Source organism: Snodgrassella sp. B3882 (genome assembly GCF_026535915.1).
GTDB lineage: Bacteria > Pseudomonadota > Gammaproteobacteria > Burkholderiales > Neisseriaceae > Snodgrassella.
Map to the genome: position 1 here is coordinate 1,722,539 of NZ_JAFNPF010000001.1, position 19,644 is coordinate 1,742,182.

Annotated in this window: 19 protein-coding genes; 6 read left to right on the forward strand and 13 right to left on the reverse strand. The window is 42.0% G+C overall.

Annotated features, from left to right (window positions below; all coding sequences use genetic code 11):
- Positions 1-71 precede the first annotated feature (71 nt).
- The 4 genes from J3U68_RS07240 (at position 72) to pepP (ending at position 2,776) form a co-directional block, all read left to right on the forward strand.
- Positions 72-800, forward strand: coding sequence for a YebC/PmpR family DNA-binding transcriptional regulator (locus tag J3U68_RS07240; protein ID WP_267375757.1), 729 nt, complete (start codon positions 72-74; stop codon positions 798-800).
- Positions 801-886: 86 nt separating this feature from the next.
- Positions 887-1,075 (forward strand): dioxygenase, encoded by a 189-nt coding sequence (locus J3U68_RS07245; protein WP_267375758.1) that lies wholly within the window; start codon positions 887-889, stop codon positions 1,073-1,075.
- Positions 1,072-1,464 carry a VanZ family protein gene (locus tag J3U68_RS07250; protein ID WP_267375759.1) on the forward strand — a complete coding sequence of 131 codons (393 nt, stop codon included), beginning with the start codon at positions 1,072-1,074 and terminating at the stop codon, positions 1,462-1,464. Before J3U68_RS07245 ends, J3U68_RS07250 begins: the two co-directional genes overlap by 4 nt.
- Positions 1,454-2,776 (forward strand): Xaa-Pro aminopeptidase, encoded by a 1,323-nt coding sequence (gene pepP / locus J3U68_RS07255; protein ID WP_267375760.1) that lies wholly within the window; start codon positions 1,454-1,456, stop codon positions 2,774-2,776. Before J3U68_RS07250 ends, pepP begins: the two co-directional genes overlap by 11 nt.
- Positions 2,777-2,841: 65 nt before the next feature.
- Here the strand turns inward: pepP and hslO are convergent, their stop codons facing one another.
- Positions 2,842-3,756, reverse strand: coding sequence for an Hsp33 family molecular chaperone HslO (gene hslO, locus J3U68_RS07260; protein WP_267375762.1), 915 nt, complete (start codon positions 3,754-3,756; stop codon positions 2,842-2,844).
- Between the two features lie 425 nt (positions 3,757-4,181).
- On the opposite strand from hslO, the gene J3U68_RS07265 reads away from it, so the two are divergent.
- Positions 4,182-5,024: a class II glutamine amidotransferase gene (locus tag J3U68_RS07265; RefSeq protein WP_267375763.1), complete on the forward strand. Its 843-nt coding sequence runs from the start codon at positions 4,182-4,184 to the stop codon at positions 5,022-5,024.
- Positions 5,025-5,183: 159 nt separating this feature from the next.
- Here J3U68_RS07265 and J3U68_RS07270 read toward each other — a convergent pair whose 3' ends face one another.
- The 11 genes from J3U68_RS07270 to J3U68_RS07320 form a co-directional block, all read right to left on the reverse strand.
- Positions 5,184-6,539 carry a sodium-dependent transporter gene (locus tag J3U68_RS07270; RefSeq protein WP_267375764.1) on the reverse strand — a complete coding sequence of 452 codons (1,356 nt, stop codon included), beginning with the start codon at positions 6,537-6,539 and terminating at the stop codon, positions 5,184-5,186.
- Positions 6,540-6,758: 219 nt separating this feature from the next.
- Positions 6,759-7,559 carry a carbon-nitrogen hydrolase family protein gene (locus J3U68_RS07275; RefSeq protein ID WP_267375765.1) on the reverse strand — a complete coding sequence of 267 codons (801 nt, stop codon included), beginning with the start codon at positions 7,557-7,559 and terminating at the stop codon, positions 6,759-6,761.
- A gap of 138 nt (positions 7,560-7,697) precedes the next feature.
- The gene (locus tag J3U68_RS07280; RefSeq protein WP_267375767.1) at positions 7,698-8,789 is read right to left on the reverse strand and encodes a fatty acid desaturase family protein; all 1,092 of its coding nucleotides are present in this window, start codon (positions 8,787-8,789) and stop codon (positions 7,698-7,700) included.
- Positions 8,786-9,922, reverse strand: coding sequence for a sterol desaturase family protein (locus tag J3U68_RS07285; RefSeq protein WP_267375768.1), 1,137 nt, complete (start codon positions 9,920-9,922; stop codon positions 8,786-8,788). The genes J3U68_RS07280 and J3U68_RS07285 overlap by 4 nt, the downstream gene beginning before the upstream one ends.
- Positions 9,923-10,186: 264 nt before the next feature.
- Positions 10,187-11,467 (reverse strand): F390 synthetase-related protein, encoded by a 1,281-nt coding sequence (locus J3U68_RS07290; RefSeq protein WP_267375769.1) that lies wholly within the window; start codon positions 11,465-11,467, stop codon positions 10,187-10,189.
- Positions 11,464-12,273 (reverse strand): MBL fold metallo-hydrolase, encoded by an 810-nt coding sequence (locus J3U68_RS07295; RefSeq protein WP_267375770.1) that lies wholly within the window; start codon positions 12,271-12,273, stop codon positions 11,464-11,466. Before J3U68_RS07295 ends, J3U68_RS07290 begins: the two co-directional genes overlap by 4 nt.
- A complete protein-coding gene (locus J3U68_RS07300; protein WP_267375771.1) occupies positions 12,270-13,280 on the reverse strand; it encodes an NAD-dependent epimerase/dehydratase family protein in 1,011 nt (336 codons plus the stop codon). The genes J3U68_RS07295 and J3U68_RS07300 overlap by 4 nt, the downstream gene beginning before the upstream one ends.
- The gene (locus J3U68_RS07305; RefSeq protein WP_267375772.1) at positions 13,277-14,296 is read right to left on the reverse strand and encodes a 3-oxoacyl-[acyl-carrier-protein] synthase III C-terminal domain-containing protein; all 1,020 of its coding nucleotides are present in this window, start codon (positions 14,294-14,296) and stop codon (positions 13,277-13,279) included. Before J3U68_RS07305 ends, J3U68_RS07300 begins: the two co-directional genes overlap by 4 nt.
- A 935-nt stretch (positions 14,297-15,231) precedes the next feature.
- Positions 15,232-15,759, reverse strand: coding sequence for a Fur family transcriptional regulator (locus J3U68_RS07310; protein ID WP_267375773.1), 528 nt, complete (start codon positions 15,757-15,759; stop codon positions 15,232-15,234).
- A gap of 9 nt (positions 15,760-15,768) precedes the next feature.
- Entirely contained in the window at positions 15,769-16,521 is a 753-nt protein-coding gene (locus J3U68_RS07315; protein ID WP_323811432.1) for an SDR family oxidoreductase, read from the reverse strand.
- A gap of 208 nt (positions 16,522-16,729) precedes the next feature.
- On the reverse strand, positions 16,730-17,689 hold the full coding sequence (locus J3U68_RS07320) for a serine hydrolase (RefSeq protein WP_416384640.1): 960 nt from the start codon (positions 17,687-17,689) through the stop codon (positions 16,730-16,732).
- A gap of 398 nt (positions 17,690-18,087) precedes the next feature.
- Between J3U68_RS07320 and clpX the strand changes: the two genes are divergently transcribed.
- Positions 18,088-19,359, forward strand: a complete 1,272-nt coding sequence (gene clpX / locus J3U68_RS07325) for an ATP-dependent Clp protease ATP-binding subunit ClpX (protein ID WP_267375775.1) — start codon at positions 18,088-18,090, stop codon at positions 19,357-19,359.
- Between the two features lie 26 nt (positions 19,360-19,385).
- Here clpX and J3U68_RS07330 read toward each other — a convergent pair whose 3' ends face one another.
- Positions 19,386-19,523, reverse strand: a complete 138-nt coding sequence (locus J3U68_RS07330) for a hypothetical protein (RefSeq protein WP_267375776.1) — start codon at positions 19,521-19,523, stop codon at positions 19,386-19,388.
- Positions 19,524-19,644 lie beyond the last annotated feature (121 nt).

Consider the following 19,644-nt stretch of genomic DNA (forward strand, 5'->3'; position numbering starts at 1 on the left):
TGATTGTCCAAGGTTTGGTGCTTTGGCGTTATTTTATGCCTTAAATCAACATATTAAGAGGGATTTTTAATATGGCAGGACACAGTAAGTGGGCTAATATCCAACATCGTAAAGGCAGACAGGATGCCAAGCGCGGGAAAATTTTTACCCGCCTGATTAAAGAAATCACTATTGCAGCAAAACTGGGTGGAGGCGATCCTGATTCAAACCCACGCCTACGTTTGGCAATGGACAAAGCCACTGATGCCAATATGCCAAAAGACAATATTCAACGCGCTATTGATAAAGGTACCGGTAATCTGGAAGGTGTCGAATACGTTGAATTACGTTACGAAGGTTACGGTATTGGCGGTGCTGCTGTCATGGTGGATTGTTTGACAGATAATAAAACCCGTACTGTTGCTGATGTTCGTCATGCCTTTAATAAACATGGCGGCAATATGGGCACTGATGGGTCAGTGGCATTTCAATTTGTTCATCAGGGTTATTTACTCTTTGATCCTGCAACCGATGAAGATGCTTTGATGGAAGCGGCGCTGGAAGCAGGAGCTGAAGATGTGATTACGCAGGAAGATGGCTCTAAGGAAGTGATTACTGAGCCTTACAGCCATAGTAAGGTGAAAGAAGCACTGGAAGCAGCCGGATTTCATGCTGCTGATGGTGAAGTAACCATGCGTGCAGTCAACGAAACCGAGCTTGCAGGGGAAGATGCGGAAAAAATGCAGCGTTTACTCGATGCGCTTGAAGATTTGGATGACGTGCAAAACGTCTACACTACTGCGGTATTGGATACCGAATAAAACTCAAACGGGCTGATCATCAGCCCGTTTAATCTTCTAAAATATTGATTTTTCTATTTTCTCTCATGCACTCCACAACCGACTTCATGCAAACAGCCAGCTATGGTGAATGTGCAGAAACACTTGATTTTTGGCTAAATGAATGCACTCTGGATGAAGCCCCTTCTGCAGCAGTTGTGCAAAACTGGCAACAAATTTTTCAATCACGTGGCAATAAATTCCTCCGTTTGGCCACGCTGTGCCAGCAATGGCTTAATGAAGATAATACGCAATGAAAACTCAGTGGCTGAATAAATGGTTTGTTCTGGCGCTAATCTGGTTTGGCGCCAGTATTTATACCTTGTTTTTTTCCAGTGGCAATCAGTCTGTGTCCATTCCCCACTTTGATAAGATATGCCATTTTGGTTTATTTTTCGGTCAGTTCTGGTTATTATGTAAAATCTGCTTACAATCTAACAGCACTTTGCCCATACGCCAATATTTGATTTTAGCTTTATTGTGGGCTGCTATAAGTGAGGTGATTCAATCACAGTTACCACACCGTAGTGGCGATATATTGGACGCCATAGCAGATTTGCTCGGGGCGATTTGTGCGCTTTGGCTGGCGAAAAAAATTCAATTTGCTCGCCGTAGCATGTCTCAAGGAATTCAGCATGAAAGTTAACCAATCGGTTTATCAGCAGCGTCGCCAAGCCGTACTTCAAAAAATCGGTACCGATGGTATTGCTATTGTATTTGCCGCGCCAGAACAACGTCGCAGCAACGATACCGAATACCCTTTCAGACAAGACAGTTATTTCCATTACCTCACCGGCTTTCCTGAAACTGAATCAGCTTTGATTCTGAATGGGCAAGAACAGAGTGCTACTTTATTGTGTCGTCACAAAGATCCTGATGCAGAAATTTGGCATGGTTTTCGTTATGGTCCTGCTGCCGCGCGGGAGCAATTTAAGTTTGATCAGGCAGATGACATTAGCCAACTTACTCAACATTTAAAAAAAGCTTTACCCGGTCATCGGCAATTATATGCGCTTTGGGGTTTATATCCTCAACGTGATACCCAAATGATTGCTTTGTGGAATGAAATTAACCAGATCACCAATCACCACAGCATTCCTGGCAGCACCATCGCTTCAGAGAATTTGATTAATCTGAGCAGCATTCTTGACCCGATGCGGCTAGTCAAAGATGAACACGAACAGTCTTTAATGCGCATTGCAGCGGAAATCAGTGCTCAAGCTCATATCCGCGCCATGCGCAACACTAAACCGGGCAAATACGAATATCAGATTGAGGCGGAAATACTACATGAATTCATGTTGCATGGTGCACGTTATCCGGCTTACAACAGTATCGTTGCTGGTGGCAAAAATGCTTGTTGTTTGCATTACGTCCGCAACAGTGATCAGCTACAAGCGTCAGATTTACTCCTGATTGATGCAGGAGCGGAATATCAGATGTACGCTGGTGATATCAGCCGTACTTTTCCCGTTAGTGGACGGTTCACCAGTGCCCAAAAAGATGTCTATGACATCGTTTTAGCTGTTAATCAGGCAAGTATTGATGCCACAGTTAATCAAGCAGACTGGCAGATCATTGCATCCAATGCCACACGAATGCTAACTGAAGGGATGATCGATCTGGGCATTTTGCAAGGTAGTGTTGAGGAAAACATTGATAAACAGCTTTATCGTCGTTTTTACATGCATGGTTTGGGACATTGGCTGGGTCTGGATGTTCATGATGTTGGCGGGCGATTTGACCACCAGGGTCAGCCAATTTTGTTACAACCTGGTATGGTTACCACCATCGAGCCGGGTATTTATATAGCCGCAGCTGATGATATCCCCGCCGCTTTTCATCATATTGGCATTCGTATTGAAGACAATATTTTGGTTACGGAAAATGGAAATGAAAACCTGACCGCCTCAGTACCCAAAACCACCAGCGCAATTGAAACCATCATGCAGCAATAGGCTTTTATCTAATCAAACAGGCAGCAAGACTCTATGTCTGCTGCCTGTTTGCTTAATAATGTTGTTTAATGATTACGTTGCTGAGCATGCAATTGTTGTTTGGCTGTCTCAACAATGTCTTGTCCGAACAGAGTATTAACATCCGCTTCATCAAACACATAATTAGCGTGACAGAAATCACAATTGATCTGAATACTGCCTTCTTCAGCCACCGCTTCACCCACTTCTTGTCCGCCCAACAGCAGCAACATATCACTAACTTTGGTACGCGAACAGGTACAGGCAAATTCTATCGGCTGCTGCGCCAGCAGGCGTACTTCATGTTCATGAAACAGACGATATAATAATTCTTCGGCTGGTAAATGCAGCAATTCATCTTTTTTGACTGTTTCTGCTAAAGCAGTCAGTTCTGTCCAGCAATCTTCTTCTATATCCTGCCCGGGTAATCTTTGTAATAACAAGCCACCGGCATGATTATCATCCGCAGCCAAGGCAATATAGGTAGCTAATTGTTCAGAACGCGCCATGTAATTCATCAGCATTTGCGCAATACTGTCGCCTGCCAGCTCTACCACACCCTGCCATGATTCTCCATGTGTTGGTTGTAAGGTCAGTACAAACATACCGCCGGAGCCAAGCAGATCGACCAAGCTCATATCATCATCAATAAGCGCAGATTCATCCCAACGTGCAGTGGCTCGACAGGTGCCAGAAGATGTCGCTTCTGCAACCAGCATTTTTAGAATACCACTTCCCTGAACCTGTACAATCAGGCTGCCTTCAAACTTGAGATTACTGGCGAGCAATACCGCCGCTACGGTCAGTTCTCCTAGTGCTTGTTTGATGGCTGCTGGATATTTTTTATTTTCTCCAACATGCTGCCACACCTGCTGTAGATTCACTTGCAATCCACGCACAGGATAGGTTTCAAACATAAAGCGAGTCAGTTGATCTTGAGGATTTATTGCCTGTTCAGTCATCATCTTCTTTCAGCAAAATAATCGTTTAATATGGTTACAACTTAATAAAATTCAACTATGCGTAATGTGTTGAGCAGATGTAACAATCTGAATAATTCATTTTTGCTCGCAATGAAACGGCTAAAATTTTGATCGCAAGTGCGCGCATAAAACAACAAACAACCCAATTTTTTATAAATACGACCGCTAACAGTAGCTATTGGCTTTATACCTATATAAACTTTAGGATCATGTATTGGCATGGTTAACACGAGAATTGAAGGTCAATATACTCTTCAGACCTCAACCGATTTTTCGACTGTTTCAGTGTTAAGTGATCGAATAAATAAAATTAGTAAATAATTAATGATAAAATAGTTCAACATCATCTCTGTGGCTAGGTTATTAATTCCACCCTATGCCTGGTTGTATAAGGAGAGTCTAAAATGTGCCAATTGCTCGGCATGAATTGTAACACCCCAACGGATATTGTTTTTTCGTTTGAAGGGTTTCGTTTGCGTGGTGGATTGACTGATAGCCATGCAGATGGCTTTGGCATTGCATTTTTTGAACAACACGGTATTCGGCTGTTACAGGATGACAAACCCTGTGCTCGTTCTCCTGTGGCAGATCTCGTGCAACAATATAAAATCAAATCGGAAAATGTTATTGCGCATATCCGCAAGGCAACGCAAGGACAGGTTAGTTTAGCCAATACCCACCCTTTTGTACGCGAATTATGGGGTGAATACTGGGTTTTTGCTCATAATGGCAATCTGCGTGGGCTTAAAGAAATTGACGGCGAATATTTTAACCCTGTAGGCTCGACTGATTCAGAAAAAGCCTTTTGTTATCTTCTGGAACACTTGCGTCAGCGCTTCCGATACAAACCTTCACGCGAAGAATTGTTTGCCTCCATTGCCGAAAAAACGCATGAACTGAGAAAATATGGTTTGTTCAATTATATGCTTTCCAATGGAGACTGGTTGTTAGCACATGCCAGTACTCTGCTGTTTTATATTATCCGTCAGGCTCCATTTGGCGAGGCGGCTTTAGTAGATGAAGATGTTGCCATTGATTTTTCCGCCGTCACCACTCCCAACGATCGCGTTGCGGTCATCGCTACATTACCTTTAACATGTAATGAAAAATGGCAACAATTAGCGGTGAATGAATTGGTGATGTTTAGTCAGGGAGAAATTGTTTTGCGTGATGAAATACAGCCTGCACAGTATATGAGTGTTGCAGAAGGGCTGGCGATTGCGCGCCAAGCCGGCGTTGAAATGTGAGAATAGTTGTGTCACAGCTTAAACCTAACCTGCATTGACCTTATTTTGTCCAAGCATCAACTTAGCATTAACTCGCTAATTTGCCCATAGCTCACGGTCATAAAAAATCAGCTCTGAAAAATATCAGAGCTGTTTTCACTGCCAAGTCAATCATTTATACTACTTTTGTGGCATAAAACCATAGATCATAATGGCGACGACCGCAATAGGAATGACGATACGGCACAAAAATTTCCACAGAGCAAATAATGCTGGACCTAAGTGTAATTCCTCACGGATAAGTTGTTGATTCATCATCCAGCCAGCAAAAACAATGGTGCCCAGACCTGTTAGCGGTAACATCAGTTTACTGGTCAGATAATCGAGCAAATCAAAGATATTTTTTCCGAACAAAGTCACTTGCTTCCATTCATTAAATGATAACAGACAAGCAATACCCAAAGCCCAGATAACAACACTACTCACCACCGTTGCAGAAACACGGCTCAGGCGCGTTTTTTCTTCCAATAACTCTACCGTAGGCTCCAGCAGTGAAATTGAAGAAGTTAACGCAGCAAAGGTTAGGAAAATAAAGAACAATACTCCTAAAATAGTTCCGCCAGCCATATTACCAAATGCAATGGGTAAAGTAACAAAAATCAAACCAGCACCTTCGCCCGGTTGTAACCCATTAGCAAATACCAGCGGGAAAATAGCCATACCGGACAAAATAGCCACGATCACATCCAGAATAACAACTGTGCGAGCGGTGGAAATCAGGTTAACGTCTTTGCCCAGATAGGAACCGTATGCCATCATGATGCCCATACCCAAAGACAAACTGAAAAATGCATGTCCTAAAGCAGCCAACACAGCTTTGCCGGTTATAGCTGACCAATTCGGGGTAAATAAAAATTTAAATGCCTGCTCAAATGCTGGACCACTGACCAAAGCAGCATAAACCACCAGACCAATCAGTAATAAGCCCAATCCTGGCATCATGATCTTACATGAACGCTCTAATCCGGCACCCACCCCCAGTGCAACGATAAAGGCAGTAGCAAACATAAACACTGTATGCCAAATAAATAGATGACTGACACTGCCCAAAAAATTCTCAAATAGCTGGCTGGTACCATTGCCATTCATACCAACAAATGAGCCTTTGGCTGCAATCACAATGTAATCTGTAGCCCAGCCACCAATCACACTATAAAAAGACAAAATTAAAAAAGACCCGAGCACACCAATAATGCCTACCCAGCGCCAGTTTTTAGATCTTCCTTCTGCTTTGGCCACATCTTCCATAGTATGTATCGGATTTTTTTGCCCACGCCGACCAATCAGCCACTCTGCTACCAATATGGGCAAACCAATCACAAACATACAAATCAGATAAGTTAGTACAAAAGCAGAACCACCCATCTCTCCAGCCATATACGGAAATTTCCATATATTACCTAGCCCAACAGCTGATCCAGCAGCAGCAAGCATAAAGCCCATGCGCGAACTCCACTGGGAGTGTGATTTTTTCATTGTTATGCTTCCACTCATTTCTTGTCCTCACAGCCTGATATGATTTGATTACAATAATTCATCTAAAAATTCGATTAAGTCAAAAATAAAGTGGCTAATCATGCCATGAATTAAACTATTGGACAAGAATTGTAAAAAATTATGCCAAGTAAATATAAAAAAGGCAGAATAATTAGACAAATTATCTAATTTTTCCGCCTTGATTGCTTTAGAAGTAGATTAAAGCAGCCGATGATTCAAAGCAGGTAATTTGCTGCGTACCATATCTAACTGATTTGCATCCAAAGTAGCGGTAATCACCCCTTCTCCCTCAGGCAAACAAGCCAACACTTCACCCCAAGGATTAATAATCATGCTGTGTCCATAAGTACGGCGTCCATTTTGATGGATTCCGCCCTGAGCTGATGCCAAAACATAACACTGATTCTCTATCGCCCTGGCACTCAACAGGGTTTGCCAGTGAGCTTTACCAGTGGTAAAAGTAAATGCAGCAGGCAAAACCATCACTTCAAATGGTAACTGCGCTCGGAAAAACTCGGGAAAACGTAAATCATAGCAAATACCCTGCGCCACAGCGATCTTGTCTACCTTCAGTTCAGGCACTTCTAGCCCACGCATTATGGTATTTTCTTCAGCATAAGACTCATTGGCTGACTGAAAACCAAAGAGATGCATTTTATGATATTGACCAATTAATTGACCCTGATCGTAAACCAACATAGTATTTAAAACTTTGTCTGGATCGGTACTTTGTAATGGTATGGTACCGGCGAATAACACAATATTTAATTGTGCCGACAATTCACTCAGACTTTGCTGTAACACGCCTTCACCCAATTTCTCGGCTATGCCCACCTTATCCCGATCATCCTGCCCCATTAGCGGCCAGTATTCTGGTAATACTACCCAGCGAGCCCCAGTCTCAGCCGCCTGTTTCACCAGTGCCGACATCTTCTCGACATTTTCCGCCACATTGGTACCGGATACCATCTGCACCACAGCAACTTTAATATCTTTCATTACTCCAGCCCCTAAGCTATGTGTATAGCGTTTATTTAAAACCATTTCTGCTTCATCTGGCAAATTATTCGCTTACTGAAAGCAGAAAAATAGACGAATTTGAATTTTTTTGACTGAATATCGTTGGCGTGGGCCGTATTATTGACGATAATTTTGCCCCATCTTGCGAAGAAATACCTGCTGTGAGCGCAGCAAACCGCTTAAGGACAAAGCCTGATAATCCAGCTTAAACTCACGCGCTATATGCGCCACGATTGGCGTCAACTTATGATAATGTCTGTGGCTGACCCCCGGAAAGAGATGATGAGTGAGATGCAAATTCAGTCCCCCCAGCCAGTACTCCAGCCAGGCATATTTTAAATGCCAATTTAAGGTTGTATAAAACGCATGCTGCAATTTTCCATGCTCAAACCGCCCTTGTGGAGGTGCCTGATAAAAAGTGGCTTTTGCCCAATGACTCCCCAAAATTAGAATGACAAAAATCAGTGATGAACACATCTGACTCAAACAATATACCAGCACAATAACCCAGAAGTTAAACTGCGGACACACCCATGCCGGAATAACAAATGCCAGAATAATATGCAGCATTTTGGATAACAAAAACACCAGCCACCCTTTGACACCGGGGTAAGTAAATTTACACACATTGAATTTAATGCCTAACCTATCCTGCCAATCGAAACACCAAACAATGGTCGGAAAAGTCATCGCTGCCACCAAAGGCCAGTAATATTGCTGATAGCGCATAAACCAATGGTGCACCTGAAACGGTGTTTGACGTAATACCCCGTTATAATCAATATCTAAATCATAAAACTCAACATTGGTATAGGGATGATGTTGCAGCACATGCCGTATTCGCCAACACTCTGGATCTATGCCCAGCGGAATAGTAATCCAAAAATTGAGCCATTTATTGGCTTTTGGAGAACGAAAAAAAACATTATGCGAGGCATCATGCACCACATTAATCGCCAACAGTAAGGCAAAAGTAATAAAGAAAAAATAGAATAGACAAAAAAACAGCAATTTTGTTTGATGCAACGCTGCAATATAAGCACCGGCACACAACAAACAGAGTGCAACCAGCTTGAATTTCATTCCCCAATCAGCATAACGATGATCCTGATGCCGGCATAAATACTCTGCCAGCGCTGTTTCAAGGGACTCTTTTAAACGCTGATCTTGTTGCCGATCATAAATCAGCTCCAGACAATTTGGCTTCATGAGGATGCCTGTTTAGCACAAGGGATGGTGGTTTTATGACCATTTATCAAAGTATAGAGCAAAATCACCACACCGTGTATAGTCAATAACCAAATGATAACCTGCCAGTAAAGCTGTGGCCAATCAAATAGATATAAAAACACTACGGGCATACTTAAAGTTAATATGGTCCAGCCAATCAATCCCCATATCCGTCCTTCTGCCATTGCCCCAAGAAAAATGGTCCCCGCGGCTAAAAAACCAAAAAGAGTATATTGGCTAAACGTGATATTAGTCATACCATAAGCATATTTATATACATAAGCAATAGTCAGCGCAAAAAGCAGAATTCCACCCAAGGTCAACAGGAAACTGGAAAAAACCCATTTTTTCGTCGGTGCGGCGGGGACAAAAGAAATGTTCAACAATTGCATGAAGGGATAATTACTCGCCAGCAATGGATTTTGCGTCTTGATTCCCGGTGAACCGTAGCTAACCTTACCTGCAGGCATCACAGCAAAGCTACCAAACAACTTGTCCCAAATAATAAATGAGCCGCCAAAATTACGATTAGAATAATGTCTGTCATTGATATGATGTACTCGGTGGTGATTCGGGGTAACAAAAATCTTTTCTAGAATACCCAATTTTGGGGTGACGTCGTTATGATTAAAAAACTGAATAGAATAATGAAATATCGATACTGTCAGAAATATTTCTGTTGAAACCCCAATAAATGCCAGTACAATATTTAACACGGCCGACAATAAAGACGAGTACCATGAATTCCTGACCGCTAAGGATAAATTAAAGTGTTCGCCCTGATGATGAACAATGTGCACCGCATAAAGCAGACGAAACGTGTGTAACAACCGATGTTGCCAATAAAAACAGAAATCCCAGGCTATAAAAGCAAATATCCAGGCAAAAATGACTGGCACATGTGCAAATAAATTCAAACTGCAATACTGATAAACCAGTGCATAGCACAGAATTTCCAGCCCCCTAAAAAACCACAAAACAATATGACCAGAATTTAAATTAAACATAATATCCAGCCAGTTAATGTGCTTCTTCTTAACTATTTTGAGTACTAATGCTTCAATATAAACACTGCATAGCATGAAAATGATTGGCATAGTTAGCTGATTCATCGATTCCCTTCACTTCATTAGATCTGTTCTGAATGGCTATGTACCCTGTCAGTGCAACCTAGATATCACCATATCATCAATGCATATAGGTAGTGCTCATTATTTTTTCCCTTTTTTGCAGACCACAGGTGTAATAACAAACATCATAACTTGCTCACAATTCGAGACTTTACTCTAAATCAAACTTAGGGCATATTGGAATTGATACTGATGTTTTTAAAATGGAAATGAATAAGCATATTGGCATTTATTCGCTTATACAACCTATTTTTCCCGAATAATGCGGCGTTTTTTATGCATAAACGATACTGGAATAGTGTCGACAGATTTCAGAATCCAATCTAATTGATCAATCTGCGCACCTTGCTGTAGAAAATGCTTTTGCAACGCCAGCTGACAAGATTGCAGACTGGAAAGTGCACAGCATCCTATTAACTCGATTTGATCGGTAGCATGTTGAATCAAGCGGTAATCACTGTTTAACGGCAAATGATTGGCAATAATGCGACTACAATAATCGGAAAAAATCGTTATAGACTCATTGCATTGATTTTTCAAAATAATTTGATCGTCATGCCTACCCTCAATGGTCGCTATCGCCATTCCTTGCCGACCACATAAACACGGTTCTTCACGCCGCACCAGAATATCATCCAATCGATAGCGTACGATCGGTTGCGTTTCACGGGTAAAATCGGTAATAACAGGAACGAAACGCTTTTCTTCCAGCCACTGTGGCTCGACTAAAATAAACTCTTCATTCAAATGCAACACACCATGAGCACAAGTTGATCCTAAAAATCCTTCAGTCGCCTGATACACTTCGCCCAATCGATTAAAAACTTGAGCTAACATTTGCCGGTCATGATATTCCAGTACTTCCGCGGCCGAAATAACCAGATCCGGAGAGATTGAGAGATTGCCATCTTGTTTCGCACGAGCTAAGGCACACAACACCTGCGCCGGGGCAATAATGATCGTTGGCTGATATTCTGCCAAGGCATGCAATTGCTGTTGAAAATGATCAAACAAACCAAAAAAGCGTAACTTGAGCCAACTGGTATCAACACTATGATAAAGATGATTATCTGCCCGCAGAAACAAAGCTACACGCTCATGCGCCAGTAAACCCTTGGGTAACATTTTAGCCAACATAGCACCAGCCCACATTTGCTGCTCTTTTGGGCTAACAACAAACAGCCCCCGACTGCCGGATGTTCCAGATGACAGCCCCACACTGTATTGACCAACCTTTGGGGAAAAATCCTTAGATTGTTCGCTTTGGCGGGCGCAATCTAATAACGTTTCCAGCTCTAATCCAGCAGTGTTCATTGCATCAAAATGGCGCATCATGATCTGTTTATTCATTAAAGGCCATTGGTCAAATTCAAGTGTGGCAAAACGCCGGAAGTAAGGGCTTTTACTGAGTATTTTTTGTCTAAATCGGGTTAGTTGTTGTTGTTGATATGCTTGCAGTTCCTCCCTGCTGGCAAACGACAAACGTTTGGTTTTCCAGTAGTGCCACAACACTTTCAACGTATTCATATATAGCCTTCATGACTAAGACAGATATTGACCTGAGATTGGCGCGATAAAAGCTGTAAATTGCGCAACGTCTGATAATAGGCGCGCGGATTTTCCATCACCAGATGAGTCAGACGAGATGGGCTTTTTAATTGTAGATAATTAGCCGGGGTCCAGGCAGCATCACTTGCCAGTAGTGTCCAACCTTGATCAGTCTGTACGAAGGCACCAATATGACCACTGGCGTGACCTGGCAAAGGAACAATAAAGACCTGTTGATGGCTTTGGGGTAACTCATAGCCATCAGTAAATGGCCAAAGTTGCTGTGGTAAAGCAGATTGAGCAAAACTTTCCACAAAAGTAAGCCGTTGTTCAAAATCAGGCGGAATTAAATTTGGCACAAATCCATGCCTTAAAGCAGAAAAACCACGTAATAAACGCATTTTCTGCCATCCTTCACCACTGCAAATAAACTTACTTTTGGGAAAATCACGCAGACCAGCAATATGATCACCATGAAAATGGGAAAGAATAATTGCATCTATGCTGGCTAAATCAATGCCTAAAGCCAGAAACTGCATCTTCATCGATTCTTGTTGTTGTAGATATACAGGGGTTAGCTTGCGATAAAATTTAAAAATCCCAGTCTGCGTGCTTTGATAAAAATAGTCGGCATAACCCGTATCCCATAACCAGCGTTTACTACCCACTTCAATTAACCATGTTCGTGCAGGAAATTTGCAGATATTCCACCCCGCTCCCTTTTGCGCCATACAGGCAAGATGCGTGCAGTAGCCTGCTTCAAAGGTGGTTAGCTTGGCCATCATACTGTTTTTCCGTTTTGGCTTAACCATTCAGCCGTTAGATTGATTCCTTCTTCTAGGCTATAGATGGGTTGATAGCCAAGGCGTTGATTAGCCTTTTCAGGATTCAAAGTCATGTCGAAATATAGCGCGCCGACACTGTAGCGCGTTAATGTTGGTTCTTTTCCTGTCACCTTCGCCACCAATTCACTGCAACAGGCAAGGGCAAAAAGCACTGGATAAGGGAAAGAGCGGATACGATAATCAATATGCAACCTATCTTTAAGCAGCATATTGAGCATGGTTTTAAGCTGCATAGGCTGTTGATTGGTGATATTAAAGATTTCCCCAGATAGTAACTGCTCATTGGTGGATGCCAAAAATAACGCCTGCACCACATTTAAGACAAAAGTCAGATCTATCACTGCCTCCCCAGCACCGGGTAAAGGCAAATTCCCTTTAGTCCGGGCAATCAAAGCCAGCACGCGTGAAATCAACACCCGATCATGAGGGCCGAAAATACCGCGTGGTCTGAGAATGATAAAAACGGTATCAGGAAAAGAATGCACATTTTGCTGGATCATTTGTTCAGCCAAATATTTTGTTGAAGCATAATGATTTGCAAAACGCTTTGCCAATTGATTCTCGCTGATATTCTGATGGGAATGAAAATCAAAATACAGCGATGGCGTCGATACATGTACAAACCGCTTAATACCCAGCTGACCCGCCAATTGTGCCAAACGGGAAGTTACCACCACATTTGCTTGGTAAAAATCCTGATAATCACCCCATGGGGATGATAAAGCCGCACAATGCCAAACCACATCACAACCTTGTAAAAGGTTCAAATAATCCTCATCGGAGGCAGTAACCAGATCCAAAGCTATGAATTGAGCCCCAATTTGGCGTAATTGTTCCCCCGCAAGCTTATTGCGACCTGTTGCACAAACCTGATAACCTGCCTGTAACAGCCATTGCGCCGCATTTCTGCCTAAACCACTGGTAGCACCAGTTACCAAAAACTTCATGGCAGTAAAATCATTCCGGCAAAGGTCAGACCAGCAGCGGTGCCGATGAGCATCGCCGGATGATTAGCTTGAAATCGATCGGTAATGACCGCTTCGTGCAAAGCACTGGGAATAGATGCAGCCACCTGATTACCACGAAATCGATAAATATCGATCAACGCTTGCTGGGAAACTTTTAACCGTTTACGCATATGTTCCAACGATAGATGACTGGCCTGATGTGGAATAACGGTGACAATATCTTCTAATTGTAAACCACTTAACTGCATAAGCTTTGTCATAAAAGGTTCAATTAAAGAAGAAGCAAGCTTAAATAAAGGCTTACCCTGCATGTGAAAAAGAAAATCGCTATCTTTCATTCCAGTTCGCAAATTACAGCGAGTACCACCACCTTTTATCTGACACAGATCGATACCCGCAGTATGCGTTTCCTGTAAAAACGATAGAATCCCACTTTGACCATCGCCCTTTTCCACAATAGCACAAGCTGCTCCATCCCCAAAAATCATTGAGGATTCTTCATCCTCCCAGTTTAATCCTCGGGATGCCAGTTCAGCTGAAACAATAGCGATACGTTGATAACTTCCAGAATTAATTAAACAACCTGCCAAATTCAAGGCAGAAATAAAACTAACACAACTAACATTGACATCCAATGTTGCGGTTTTATCAGGCAAATTACTGGCCTGCAAAATATGTGCCGCACAATAAGGTAACGCTTGTACTTTCAATGCAGAAGCACAAATCAATAAATCAATAGAATCTGCTGCGATATGATGACGAGCTAAGGCATCATTCAAAGCCTGTGCGGCGAGATCAGCCTGATTAAGCTGATAATCAGCATGATACCGATATTCAATCCCTGAGCGTTTCAGAGTATAGCCATGAGGTTTATTGAGTTTTTGATCAAGTTCGTCAGAGGTTAACTTGCCATCTGGCAAAGCAACACCAGTTGATATGATTTTAAGGGGAATAAAATGTTGAGCTTTTTGGATAAATTGGTTATTAAAATGCACTTCCATACCTGAAATGTAACCAAAACATTAACCATTTAAGCACTTAATATCGACAATGTAAACAAAATTTAGCTTAGATTTATGCCATCAATATAAATTGCCTTTGCAAAATACTGCATGACGATTTGAAAAATTTAATGATTTCAATTTTGACAAGATAGCGAACATTATCCATACCCATCCACCGATATTTTGCCCCCCAAAAGTATGGCAATTTTATTAGCGAATTACCACAGGTACTACTGCATGTTTTTAAACATAGCAGCGATCAACAGGGTCAAAGCCCACGGTCAAGCCATCAATTTTATTCATATTTAAGGAAATACTTTAATAGCAAAAAAAAAGTATTAGATATTCTCCTATGATCAACAGATGACTGAGCCAAAGCAGCGATAGTAGTTCATGGTTTAAGCATAAAATAGCCAGATGCTACTCAATTAAAACCTAGAATAACTTTGTCTTCAGTTAATAAGAGGGATGTAGAAAGATCTCAATGCGCACCTTGTTGAAAAAACCAACTTAGGAGCAAAGTAAAAAAGGCACAAAGAAAACCATTTTAGATCCATACAAATTGGGGGATTCTTTTATTAGAGTAAAAATTTTTTCTTTAGACACCTTCACTAGCTCAACATGATCGTGAAGAAATAGCCAAGAATAGGCAGAAAAAGAACATAAACTTTGATTTTAGATTTTCGACAATAATGGCATTGATTTTCTATGATCAATCAGTGCTTAAAGTCGCACTGAATAACAAAAAGTTCGTGCTGATTGATTTGCTACAATGGAACCAATAGCCACATGGATAATCAAATGGTTACACCAACAATAAAACTAACCTAATTTGCTGAATAGGATCTGTAATCTAGAAGATATTAGCAACATAGATAAAGAGTATTTAGCGGATAGAGCTAAAAGCATGCCACAGAAATCTGTGTTCAGTTAGGCTGTTTATTTTGCTGCTGGCTTTCACCCGTCTGGCGACACTGATTACACATACCAGTTAAAACAATATGTTCATCATTGAGCAGAAAACCACTGTCTGCCACTCGTTGACGTAACGCCAGCCATTCTTGACTCATACTGAGCTCCTCAACGGCACCACATTGATTGCAAACTAAAACAAAATCACTATGATGGATGGGATCTTGCCGACAAAGATCGCCACACTCATGCTGCACATGACGACAAAGAATATATCCATTGATTGCTGGTATTTTGTGAAGCACGCCCTGCTCAGTCCAAAAGTCTAATGCTCGGTAAGCAGTAGGCGGGGCGATTGTATTGCTGCTATTGTGCTGCATACATGCCAATACCTGATACGCCTTAATCACACCAGTCATACCCAATACAATATCCAGAACTTGCGCTCGCAGTTGCGTAATCGTGGCTCCCTGCAGCTCACATTGCGCTAAAATCCGTGCTTTTTCTGCCGTATTCGCTGAGCAGGATAACTTGCCAGTCATACCAAAATCCTATGCCAGATCGCGGGTCACGCTCAGACCGGCAAAAGTTTGTGATACTGGCATAATTTCAATGTGATTTACATTGACATGAGCGGGAGTTTGATAAAGCCATAAAATCGTATTGGCAATATCTTCGGGTTTGAGGTAACTGATATTTTCATACACCGCTTGAACCCGATCTTCATCACCACGAAAGCGCACATTGGAAAATTCAGTATCACCACATAAACCCGGCGCAACATTGGTTACACGAATTCGGGTACCAACCAAATCAGTACGTAGATTTAAACTGAATTGACGCACAAAAGCTTTCGTGGCCCCATACACATTACCACCTTTATAAGGCCAGCTACCGGCAGTAGAACCAAGATTAATAATATAACCTTTATTATTCTGCACCATCTGTGGCAGTATTTTTCGAGTCACATAGGTCAAACCAAGTACATTGGTATGAATCATCCTTTCCCAGTCGGCAAAATTAGCTTCCTGCGCTACTTCCATCCCCAAAGCTAATCCGGCATTGTTGACCAGCAAATCAATTTGAGCCCATTGTTCAGGGATTGATGCCAGTGCCTGATCTACACTATTGGTGTCAGTCACATCCATTTCCAGTGGTAAAAATGCAGCACCCAGTTCCTGACTTAAATGCTGCAACTTATCCTGCCGCCGAGCAGCACCGATGACCTGATAACCAGCTTTTACCAAAGTGCGGGAAATACTGGCGCCAAAACCTGCAGAAGCACCTGTAACAAGAATAGTCATGATCAATTGCCCCAATATAAATATAGAAGGTGATTAATTCATTCTGTCAACCAGCTTTATAAAGCACCAGAATGAACCACCATCTTAAATCACAAGCTTACAACAAACAGCTTAAACAGAAAAAAATCAGCGTTAATTGAATGAATAGCCTTCATTACCTCGCTGCACTAAAAAAAAAGCACAGCCAGATAACAAAGGCGTCGATCAATTACAATGCTTGCTGTTGTAATGCCCAAGATCTTAATGTACGCGCGTCATTAACCCGATTTAATGAGCTGGAAGAATTCAGCAACACAATAGTAACGGGCTGATTCTGAATCGTGGTTAACACCACCATAGATTTTCCGGCTTCACGGATATATCCAGTTTTCTGTAATGCTATGGGCCAACTTCCTTCGCGCACCAGAGCGTTTGAATTACGGTATTTCTCCACCTTACCATTACTGGTATAAACCACGCCAGAATCTTCAGTGGTATAGCGACGAATTAAAGGGTATTGACTGGCTCCGCGTACCAGCAAGGCCAAATCACGGGCAGTAGCCTGATTACGAGGATCTAAGCCGGTGGGCTCATAAAAACGAGCATTAGTCATACCTAAATCAGCTGCCTTGCGATTCATAGCATTGACAAAAGCCGGCATACCACCTGGATAGGTTCGCGCCAAAGCATGGATCGCTCTGTTCTCACTACTCATCAACCCGATATGCAACAGCTCGCGCCGACTCAGGACAGTACCGATCGATAACCGACTGCTGGAATTTTTCAGACGATCAATTTCAGCTGGAGTAATCGTAATCTGATCATTCATGTTTTGCTTGGCGTCCAAAACCACCATTGCAGACATCAGCTTCGAAATTGAAGCAATTGAACGAACTTGATTAATATTTTTCTGATAAAGAATTTCACCGGTCTGATTATTCATAATCAAAGCCGATTGCGAACTTAACAATGGACCGGCAATCTGTGCCTGACTTTCCAAATTAGAATCTGGATGATGATTGATAAACGAGCTAACTGAACCAGACTCATCTGCGGCCTGTCTTTGTTCTATAAACTGTCCCAGTACATCTAAATCATCCGCCATTGCAGGTACAGCCATGAACAAGCTGCTACCTAATAAACCGATCCACTGCCACCGACGTAAACAAGATAAACGTGACATAATCATTTCCTTTTGAGCCCTTTAAGGGCGCTAATGACAAAAAATCACTAACTGACTTTCATAGCTGCAGAGAAAATCATGTCTGCTACATCATTACAGCTGTATGAATCTTACCGTAACAACGCCACCTACAGTAGCGATCCTTCATCATTGTTCAACATTTAATATTCCTCATCTAGAGTTTTCAAACTGCTTGAATATTAAAAAATATAATGAATAACTATTTTAGCTTAATTTTTGAATTCTGACCAAGTAGCAACATTCACAGTTGGACAACAGCATACGGTTTGATATCCCAGCAATAACACTATATACTCATCGATCACCTGATGTCTGCTACAGACTTAGTATTGTAACATTTTAAGCTTGCAACTTATGCATATTCCCTCAATGAAATCGTATTTATGAGTAAAGATACCCGTTATTGTTCGTTTTGCGGTAAAGCCGAAAACGATGTAAAAAATTTGATTGAAGGCGAAAACGCACTGATTTGTAATGAATGCGTCGACACCTGTAGCATGATGCTGCATAACCCCGATGAACAAGATTCAGCGGAAATGGCCAGCTCAGGCGATAATGAAAACCAGCCATTACCCACACCAGCGGAAATCGTAGCCAATCTGGATCAATATGTAATTGGTCAGGAACCGGCCAAAAAGTCATTAGCCGTAGCTGTTTATAACCATTATAAACGTCTGCGTATGGGCAAGACTGAAGGACAAGTTGAACTGTCCAAATCCAACATTTTATTGATCGGTCCCACCGGCTCGGGCAAAACACTGCTGGCGCAATCTCTGGCACGCAAGCTAGATGTACCTTTTGTCATGGCTGACGCCACCACCCTAACCGAAGCGGGTTATGTGGGTGAAGATGTTGAGCAAATCATCACCAAATTGTTAGCCAAATGCGATTTTGATGTTGAAAAAGCGCAAAAAGGGATCGTCTATATCGATGAAATCGACAAAATTTCGCGTAAAAGCGATAATCCGTCGATTACACGTGATGTATCTGGTGAAGGAGTACAGCAAGCCTTGCTCAAATTAGTAGAAGGCACTGTTGCTTCAGTACCACCTCAAGGTGGACGCAAACTCCCCAATCAAGAATTTATCAACGTTGATACCACCAACATTTTATTTATCTGTGGTGGCGCTTTTGCCGGTCTGGAAAAAGTGATCCGACAACGCACTGAAAAAGGGGGCATCGGATTTGGTGCTGATGTTCACAGCAAAGATGAAAAAACCAACATCAGCGAACTTTTTCAGACCGTAGAACCCGAAGATCTGATTAAATTCGGTTTAATTCCTGAATTAATCGGTCGTTTGCCCGTTATTGCGACTTTGTCCGAACTGGATGAAGATGCCTTAATCAACATCCTAACCGAACCAAAAAATGCCTTAATCAAACAGTTTCAGGCATTATTCGCCATGGAAGGAGTTGAATTACAAGTGCAACCTTCTGCCTTACGCGCTATTGCCAAACTGGCTATGGCACGTAAAACCGGTGCACGTGGCTTGCGATCCATTGTGGAAAGAGCTTTGCTCAATACCATGTATGCACTGCCCGACCTCAAAAACGTCAAAAAAGTCATTGTTAATGAGGATGTGATTAATCTGGGTACCGAACCAGAATGGTTATTGGCAGATGGTAGCCCTTATCATCCAGATTCAACAGACTAACTATTGTGGTGAATGAATAAACCGCTTCAGGCCTGCATGGCTTGCAGCGGTATTATTTTGGCTCGGGCGAAATTAACGCGAGATTTGTTCCAGTACTGTATAGCGCAATAAAACAGACTGGATCCCTTACTCAACCAGTCACCAATTAGCCCAGATTTTTTCATTTTTCACTTATAGCTAAACCAAAAGCTGACCAATAATCGGTACATCTTCATCCATTTTATCTAGCTTGATGGAAACATTGGATAAGCCCCATTAGCTGAAATAACAAAGACACCAATCACC